Here is an 8,305-nt window from a genome sequence, read left to right on the forward strand (position 1 = left end):
ACAGAATTACACCATAGGGGGTCTATCATGAAACGTTTTTTCTCCGTACTGCTGATTGCAGTCATCTTCGTTGGCGTACTCAGTCCTTCGCTCATTGCTGAAGCAGCAACGAAATTAACCGTGACGACGGATGTTTTGCGCGTTCGCGAAAAACCGTCGACATCGAGTAAGATTCTCGGAAAGATTTACAAAGGAAACGTCTACAGTTCAAAAGGCACGTCTGGCAGCTGGTACAAAATCAGCTTTAAATCCCGCATCGGCTACATACACAAGGATTTCGTCAAATCGTCTTCGTCGAAGTACACATCGACCGGGACGAAGTATACGACGGTCGGCACACTTAACGTCCGGACGGGTGCTGGAACGAAGTATAAGGTCGTAGGGCAGCTGAATAAAGGGGTTGCCGTCGCGACATACGGCACGTCAGGGAGCTGGACACGGATTCTCTATAAGGGAAGCTACCGCTATATCTCGACGCAATACGTCTCGAAGTCGAAACCATCGACGACGACGAAGAAGCTAAACGTCCCGTACTACAACCAATATTCACTCGGGTATCCATCTGGCTGTGAGTTCGTCTCGTTGAAGATGGCACTCGAATACAAGAAAAAAGCCGTCTCTGCTGCGTCACTCTATAAGCAAATGCCAAAAAGTATGAAGAACGCGACGTATAAGAACGGAAAGTATTACTGGGCAGATCCAGAAAAAATGTTCACGGGGAATCCAGCCGGTACGCTCGACTACTACAAGAACTGGGGCATCTACCCGAAAGGGATCCTACCACTTGCGAAAAAATACCGCAGTGGTGCCGTTGATATCTCGAAACAAGGCGTCTCGAAAATTGAGAGTGAAATCCGTAGCGGTAACCCAGTCATCGTCTGGGCAACGGTCGATTTCAAGAATCCATATGGCTACTTTTCTTGGATCAAACCGGACGGTAAAACATTCACAGGCTACCGGAACTATCACGTCATGCTCGTGACAGGTGTCTCAAGTGGTTCGTTCTACGTCTCGGACCCATACCGCGGCAAGTACAGTGTCAGTCGCTCGCAGTTCACATCCGTTTTCAATCAAACGGGACAATATGCGTTATCTGTTCGTTAAACCCTCATCCGGTCGCTCCGACGCGACCGGATTTTTGTCATTTTCAGGCATATCGATACGAAATCTACTGTAAAATGAAGGAGTTCACCTGCTAGGTGTGTAAAAGAATGACAATGTATTCATGAAAGGAAGTGAAGAGATGGAAGATCCACGGATCACGCGTCTCGAGCAGGAGGTCGCGGCGTTACGACAACGAGTAGCTGCCCTTGAAGGACAGCACACTTCGCCTGTCGCACCTGAACCGAGCGAACCAGAAGTAAGTACAGTCGCTCGCCCAGCTCCGCGCCCTGCTTATACGAAACGAAAACCGGTTGTTCCTCCACCAACATTTAAGGAAAAACGCTCCCGCGAAGAATGGGAACAGGTCATCGCGACCGTCTGGTTACCCCGGATTGGAGCGATATTCGCTGCGCTCGGGGCTTTATTCCTTTTCTCCTACGCCTCGGTTGCCGGTCTGATCAGTCCACCTGTCCGCATCGGAAGTGGGGTCTTAATTGGTTTACTCGTCATCGCTCTCGGAGAATACCAGTATGAGAAGAAACGACGTGAGCTCGGGGTCGGACTTGTCGCGACCGGTACGATCGTCGCGTTGGCGGCACTGTTCGCCGGGATGGCCTTATATCAATTCTATCCACCGTCTTTAGCTTTCTTACTTGAGCTCGTCGTCGTCTTCATCGCGTACGGTTTGATGCTCTGGATGCGGTCGCAAGCCTTGCTCGTCCTCGTATCCATCACCGGTTTCTTATTACCGTATCTACAATTATCGGACGAGCCGAACTTACCGCTCTTCTTATTGTACGAAGTCGTCTTGTTCGCAGCGATCTTCTTTGCCGTTGACCGACTGAAGGCAAAAAAAGCGTTCGTCTTCGCTTGGGTGATCTTTACGATTGCACTCGCGTTCGGTCTACTCTCGTTAGAGCTCTACTGGCTTGATGAACAGGTACCACGACTTGATGAGTGGTCGGTCTTACTTGCAGCACTCTTTGGTTACGGTGCGACGTCGTTCGTCGGTCGACGCATCCAGTTTCAGCCAAACGTCCCAAGCTGGCTTGCCGGAATTGTCGTCTTACTGACGTTACTGATCCTTGATTGGTCGTTCGGAATGCTAGTAGCGATTCTGTTCGCCGGAATTGCCTACGTGCTTGCGGAACGATTGAAGGATCACGCTCAAAACGGCGTCGGTCACGTTGCCTTACTCGTCGCCGTCCTCTTGATTCCGGCAGATGCCCTCAGCTGGACGTATCAACTACGCTACTTCTTGATTGCCGGATTGATTGCCGCATTTTGGTTCGTTCCGCGGGCGCGCATGCCACATCAACGGTTGTTTAACGTCGGCCTGTATGTCGTCTTTATCTTTTCAGCCGTCATTGATTATGAATCCTATCAAAACATAGGTTTGTCCTACGCTTTGACTGTTCTCGCGATGGTCGTCGCTTCAACGGCATTCGTCTTGCTCCTCGTTCAGACACATCGTGATCCGCTCTGGAAAGGGTCATGGCAACTTGTCCTCGTTTTAGCCGCAATCGGGGTTTTTACGACCTACACGTTGATCATCATGGAGTTACCATTCTACCGCGGTCTTGAAGAGACGGCGCGTAGTACGACGTTGTCCGCTGCCTATATTGTCCTCGCACTCATCCTTGTCGCGATCGGTCGGATGCGGACGTCGTCGACGTGGCGATTGTCCGGATTGTTGCTACTGACCATCAGTGCCGTCAAGCTCTTACTGTTCGATTTGTCGTTCCTGAGCTTATTCCAAAAAGCGTTCGTCTTCATTGGCTTCGGGATCGTCACGTTCATCATTTCACGGACGTACTTCAAAAAACGCAAAGAACAAGCCTGATAGAGCGCTTGAATCGGTTGAAATAAACCGGTTCAAGCTTTTTTTTATTGCAAAAAATTTTTATTGATAACGATTATCATTGTCGTCTATACTATTTAAGGAACTGACTTAATTAGTAACAGGGGGAACCATACATGAAACAAGCATTATTGATGACAGGGGCGCTCGCCGTCGTTTTAGCAGGTTGCAGTGAAGCGAAACAGGCGGAGACACCAGCACCGAAAAAAGAGAATTTTGACCAGGTCGTTGAGGATTACCGGACGTATGCGATTAACGAAATCGATACGTTCGTCCGCGAGACGGAAAAATTCACCTATGCCGTACAGGCTGGCAAGCTTGAAGAAGCGAAAGCATTGTACGCACCAACACGGATGTATTACGAACGCGCAGAACCAATCGCGGAAGTGTTCGGTGACCTTGATCCGAAGATCGATGCGCGAGCAGGCGACGTGAAAGCGTCGGAATGGGGTGGTTACCACCGGATCGAGCAAGGGTTATTTGAAAAGGGAACGACAAAAGGTTATGAAGCGTACGCGAAACAATTGATGAAGGACGTCCACTTACTTCGGGCAAAGGTCGAGACGGTCGAGGTGACACCAGAATTACTCGTCACGGGGGCGACTGATTTATTGAACGAGGTCTCGACGTCAAAAGTGACAGGGGAAGAAGACCGTTATTCGCATACTGATTTATATGACTTCGCGGCAAACGTCGAAGGGGCTGAAAAAATTTACGAACTATTGAACCCGGCGCTGAAAAAACAAGATGCGGCGTTATCAAAAGAGATTGCGGCTCGCTTCAAGGATGTCCACGCGTTACTCGACGCGAAGAAAAAGGGCGATGGCTATGTCCTCTATACGAGTCTCTCGAAACAAGATGTCAAACAGATGAGTGTCGCCATCAATGAACTCGCGGAACCGCTCTCGAAGATGGGCATCGTACTGGAGGGATAAGCATGAAACCAATCCAAGAAGGTGTCACGCGGCGTGACGTTCTTAAGGTCGCGGGCTTGACGAGTCTCGGTGCTGCCCTGTATGCCAGTGGTCTTGAAAAGTTTCTTCCGCGGACATTGACTGTTGAAGCCAGTGATCAAGAGCCGTTCTACGGTACGTATCAAGCGGGAATTCTGACTCCACCACAAAATCACGTCCAAGTCGTAGCGTTTGATATCAAGACGGACCGACGCGACGAACTCGTTGATTTACTAAAGCGTTGGACGCGATTATGCGCCAGACTTGCTGCCGGGTTACCATATGGCGACTCTGAGTCCCGTTATGTTCCACCGGAAGATACGGGGGAAGCGGATGGATTATCTGCCGGACACTTGACGTTTACGTTCGGGTGCGGTCCAAGTCTGTTTGACGGTCGCTTCGGCATCCGTCATAAACGACCGGATGCCCTTAAACCGTTGCCGACGTTCGATCTCGATCGTCTGGACGAAAAATGGAGCGGTGGCGACCTCGTCGTCCAAGTGTGTGGTGATGATGCCCAAGTCGTCTTCCATGCGATCCGTAACCTCGTCCGTGTCGGGCGTGGGACGGTCGCGATGCGTTGGTCGCAAGCTGGTTTCCAGCGCAGTAAAGCAGCAGATGCCTCTGGTGGGACGCCGCGTAATCTGTTCGGCTTCAAGGACGGCACGGGGAATCCTGACGTCTCGAAGAAGCAGGTCCGGAAAGACTCTCTCTTTTGTCAGTGGCAAGACGGGACACCATGGTTGACGAACGGCTCGTTCCTTGTCGTCCGTCGCATCCAGATGCATCTTGAAGTCTGGGACCGGACGATTCTAAAAGAGCAAGAACGGACCTTCGGACGCGAACGTGCTTCCGGGGCTCCTCTTGGCTCAACAGACGAGTTCGCTTCCGTCACACCAGCGAAACGACAAGCTCGTGGCGAAGTCGCCTTACCGGTTGACTCGCATACCGCTGTCGCACACGGGGACGGGAAGACAGCGATCTTACGCCGTTCCTACTCGTATCAAGACGGCATCGATGAAAAGACGGGTGCCCTTGATGCCGGACTGCTGTTTTTATCGTATCAGCGTTCACCGAAACAATTCATCGAGATTCAGCGTCGTCTTGCCGCACAGGACCGATTGAATGAATACATCACGCACCGTGGAAGTGCCATCTTCGCTTGCTTCGGTGGAATCTCGAAAGGAGGCTACATCGGTGATGCGTTATTTGCGTAATCTCGTCCTTGTATTTGTACTCCTTATAGCCGGTCAACACGCGGTGCCCGTCCATGCTGAATCGACGGATGATCTCTATGTCGCAATCGGACAAGCCCTGTCTGCCGTCGCAAGTGAAGATCGCGCGGCACTGAATCAAGCGATTGATGAACTAGGACAAGCTGCTCAAGACTTACCTGATCAACAAACGGCAATCACGAAAGCCGTCAAACAGGTCGATGCGAAACGATCGGCAGCGTTTCCGGAAGTCCGCGAGCAACTGACAGCTCTCTCTGCTGCCGTCCGGAAGCAGGAAGAAGCAACGAAACCGAAGACAGACCCAGTTGCGAAGTCAAAAGTAAAACAATTACTTTTGTTGACGAAAGAGATGCGGCAGGTCAAGGCGAGCGACCGTCCGGCAGCGGAGCAACGATTGTTGACCGCATGGGCGACGCACGAGAGTCTTGTTCGCAATGACAGTGTCGGTCACTATGGCAACATCGAGATGGCGCTCGCGTCGATCCGGATCGCGGCGGCGCGTGAATCCGCGGATACGAAGGAATGGCAAGCCGCACTTGATCAGTTCGATACGGCCGTTCAGTCTTTCCTCGACGGAGAGAAAGTCCAGGCGAAGAAAACGGGACTGCAGTCGCTGCTGACGCCACTCGAGGAGGCGCAAACCGCACTAGCTGAAAATGATTTACCGAAAGCGAAACAAGCACTCGAATCGTTTCTGAAGACTTGGCCACGTGCGGAAGGCGAGGTCCGGACACGTAATGAAGGTCTCTATTCCCAGCTTGAATCAGATGTACCACTGTTACTTGCCCGCCTGACGCCGGAAACGCGGGAAAAGACGGCACAAGAACTCCAGTCGTTTGAGAATGCTATCGCACAATTACAAACGAAGACGCATTATACGTTTGTTGATGCAATGCTCGTCATGCTGCGGGAAGGTCTCGAAGCGTTACTGATCGTCAGTGCGCTCGTTGCTTTCGCACGGAAAAGTCGTTCAAAACAAGAAGGGAAGGTCTGGGCAGGCGCTGGGCTTGGTCTGATCGCAAGCGGTCTGTTAGCGCTCATCCTCCAGACGGTCTTTCAGGCCTCGTTCGCGGCGACGGGTCGGGAACAAATCGAAGGCTATACAGGAATCGTCGCGGTCGTTGTCATGTTGTTCGTCGGCTATTGGTTGCACTCGAAAAGCGCCGTTGCGAAACGAAAACACTTTTTAGCAACGCTTTCGACGACGTCCTTGTTCTTCGTCAGCTTCTTGACGATCTTCCGAGAAGGCGCCGAGACGTTGTTATTTTATATCGGAATGGCACCAGCGATGACGAAAACTGCCTTATTATCCGGAATCGGTCTCGCGATCATCATCATCGGTCTCGTCTCGTATGTGGTCATCCAGATTGGTGTCCGTTTACCGATCCATCGTCTGTTCCAAGTCGCGTCGTGGTTAATCTATCTAATGGCGTTCAAGATTCTTGGTACGAGTCTGCACGCGTTGCAGCTGACGAACGTCTTACCGATTCATCCAATCAATGGACTCGGAACTGCCGGGTGGATTGGTTTCTACCCAACGCTCGAGACGCTTATCCCACAAGTCGTCCTGATGATTCTGATTGCCTTGTTTACGATCTGGCAAAAGCGTCGTGCGTCTTCAATCCAGACTGCTGCTTGATCCATTTTTCAATTTCAGGTTTCAACTATTATGTTCCGGGTATAACTTCTTATCAGCAGCTTGCTGCATGAAAGAGAGGGATTTTTATGCTTGAAACACGCATCGTACGAAACATGACCGCTGTCGACGCAGAAGTGACGAGCCTCAAATCAAGTGGCTATTCGAATAAACAGATTTACATCTTTGCCAAAGACGAAGAACTCGCGGAACGGATCGCGAATGACACACAGACGTTACCATACCGCGTGACGAAGAAGTCGTTCTTTGAGACGTTATTATCAGCCGTCCGGAGTAACCGAAATGACCGGATTGCTCAGTTGTCCGAGCTTGGCATGACGAAGGATGTCGCTGAGGATCTAGAAGATGAAGTCCGACACGGGCGGATCGTCATCGTCGGTTCGAAGTCCGATTTACTGAATCCAGCGTTCGCGGCGTCTTACGTGACGGATGAAACAACCGATTATGGTGCTGGAGTTCCGAAACTTGAAGACGAGGAAACGACGACGACGTTACCAGCCGATCAAAACGTCAAGTTAAAAGATGAATGATACAAAAGCCTCCTGTTTCTCAGCGTAGAGACAGGAGGCTTTTGTTTAGCCTTCTCATGGAAGGGAATGGGAAAATTGAGAGGAGGAAAGACAATGCAATTCTTATATGTTGGTTATTATGATGCAGATCGAATGGATGTTTTATCGAAGGAAGAGATCGATGCTTTGATGTCGCGTTGTGATGCGTTGATGAACACCTTCAATGAACAAGTCGATGTCCTATCAGACTGGCACCCGGGTCTTACGACACAAGCATTTTACTGGCAAGATGGGGTCGTACAGAAGAAAGTAGAGCCGGATCGAGCGCATGGAGAGCAGATTGGCAGTTTGATTGTCTTTGAAGCACGTGATTTGGATCATGCGATGGAACTGGCTTCCCTTCATCCGACGACTCAAGTCGCAGAAGGGGAATCTTACGGTTGGCGCGCAGAAGTCCGTCCATTATCAGGTACCTCTTGATGTATGGATTATGGACGACATTTACGACTCAAACCGGACAACGCGACCACGTCATCGCCCTGTTACTTGAAGCTGCGGCTTCTTTAGAGACTCATCCGAGTTGTCTGCACTACATCATCAGTATTTCTGACGAACCGGATGTGCTACATGTCCGTGAAATCTGGACGGATGCCGCTGCACACCTCGCGTCTTTAGAGTTACCGGTGACGCGGCGTTTGATTACGCAAGCGCGTCCATTGCTCGAGCATGTTGAACGCGTGCTCGAAGACCACCCGCTCGGTGGCAAAGGACTCATGTAAACCAAAAACCCCTCCTCTAGTCGAGAAGGGGTTACATGCTGTTAGGTTGTCGTCCACTGGATATCGATGACATCCGACGATCGCACCATCCGGCGCATACCTGTCGATGTGACGAGTTCAATCGTTCCGCGGTCATGAAAAATCGCTTGGATCGAACCGGATACCGTATCGAGTCTGTCTCTTATACACATCTCCGAGCCCACGAGA

At 50.9% G+C, this 8,305-nt stretch carries 8 protein-coding genes; all 8 read left to right on the forward strand.

Annotated features, from left to right (window positions below; genetic code table 11):
• Positions 1-27 precede the first annotated feature (27 nt).
• The 8 genes from F8N00_RS14020 to F8N00_RS14055 all read left to right on the forward strand — a co-directional run bounded on the left by F8N00_RS14020 (position 28) and on the right by F8N00_RS14055 (position 8,098).
• Positions 28-1,104, forward strand: a complete 1,077-nt coding sequence (locus F8N00_RS14020; RefSeq protein WP_214745734.1) for a C39 family peptidase — start codon at positions 28-30, stop codon at positions 1,102-1,104.
• Between the two features lie 139 nt (positions 1,105-1,243).
• Positions 1,244-2,947: a DUF2339 domain-containing protein gene (locus F8N00_RS14025; protein WP_421018414.1), complete on the forward strand. Its 1,704-nt coding sequence runs from the start codon at positions 1,244-1,246 to the stop codon at positions 2,945-2,947.
• Between the two features lie 134 nt (positions 2,948-3,081).
• Positions 3,082-3,900, forward strand: coding sequence for an iron uptake system protein EfeO (gene efeO / locus F8N00_RS14030; protein WP_421018415.1), 819 nt, complete (start codon positions 3,082-3,084; stop codon positions 3,898-3,900).
• A gap of 2 nt (positions 3,901-3,902) precedes the next feature.
• On the forward strand, positions 3,903-5,135 hold the full coding sequence (gene efeB / locus F8N00_RS14035; protein WP_421018416.1) for an iron uptake transporter deferrochelatase/peroxidase subunit: 1,233 nt from the start codon (positions 3,903-3,905) through the stop codon (positions 5,133-5,135).
• Positions 5,119-6,792, forward strand: coding sequence for an FTR1 family protein (locus F8N00_RS14040; protein WP_421018417.1), 1,674 nt, complete (start codon positions 5,119-5,121; stop codon positions 6,790-6,792). The genes efeB and F8N00_RS14040 overlap by 17 nt, the downstream gene beginning before the upstream one ends.
• Before the next feature lie 86 nt (positions 6,793-6,878).
• On the forward strand, positions 6,879-7,340 hold the full coding sequence (locus F8N00_RS14045) for a general stress protein (RefSeq protein ID WP_075642336.1): 462 nt from the start codon (positions 6,879-6,881) through the stop codon (positions 7,338-7,340).
• Positions 7,341-7,433: 93 nt separating this feature from the next.
• Entirely contained in the window at positions 7,434-7,799 is a 366-nt protein-coding gene (locus F8N00_RS14050; protein ID WP_023468313.1) for a YciI family protein, read from the forward strand.
• Positions 7,799-8,098 (forward strand): putative quinol monooxygenase, encoded by a 300-nt coding sequence (locus F8N00_RS14055; RefSeq protein WP_041255111.1) that lies wholly within the window; start codon positions 7,799-7,801, stop codon positions 8,096-8,098. Before F8N00_RS14050 ends, F8N00_RS14055 begins: the two co-directional genes overlap by 1 nt.
• Positions 8,099-8,305 lie beyond the last annotated feature (207 nt).

It is taken from the genome of Exiguobacterium sp. A1_3_1, assembly GCF_048985645.1.
Lineage (GTDB): Bacteria > Bacillota > Bacilli > Exiguobacteriales > Exiguobacteriaceae > Exiguobacterium_A > Exiguobacterium_A indicum.

Excerpts from the sequence above, each read along its gene's own strand:
- F8N00_RS14020 (WP_214745734.1), top strand. The coding sequence starts at position 28 with ATGAAACGTTTTTTCTCCGTACTGCTGATTGCAGTCATCTTCGTTGGC.
- F8N00_RS14025 (WP_421018414.1), top strand. The coding sequence starts at position 1,244 with ATGGAAGATCCACGGATCACGCGTCTCGAGCAGGAGGTCGCGGCGTTA.
- efeO (WP_421018415.1), top strand. The coding sequence starts at position 3,082 with ATGAAACAAGCATTATTGATGACAGGGGCGCTCGCCGTCGTTTTAGCA.
- efeB (WP_421018416.1), top strand. The coding sequence starts at position 3,903 with ATGAAACCAATCCAAGAAGGTGTCACGCGGCGTGACGTTCTTAAGGTC.
- F8N00_RS14040 (WP_421018417.1), top strand. The coding sequence starts at position 5,119 with ATGCGTTATTTGCGTAATCTCGTCCTTGTATTTGTACTCCTTATAGCC.
- F8N00_RS14045 (WP_075642336.1), top strand. The coding sequence starts at position 6,879 with ATGCTTGAAACACGCATCGTACGAAACATGACCGCTGTCGACGCAGAA.
- F8N00_RS14050 (WP_023468313.1), top strand. The coding sequence starts at position 7,434 with ATGCAATTCTTATATGTTGGTTATTATGATGCAGATCGAATGGATGTT.
- F8N00_RS14055 (WP_041255111.1), top strand. The coding sequence starts at position 7,799 with ATGTATGGATTATGGACGACATTTACGACTCAAACCGGACAACGCGAC.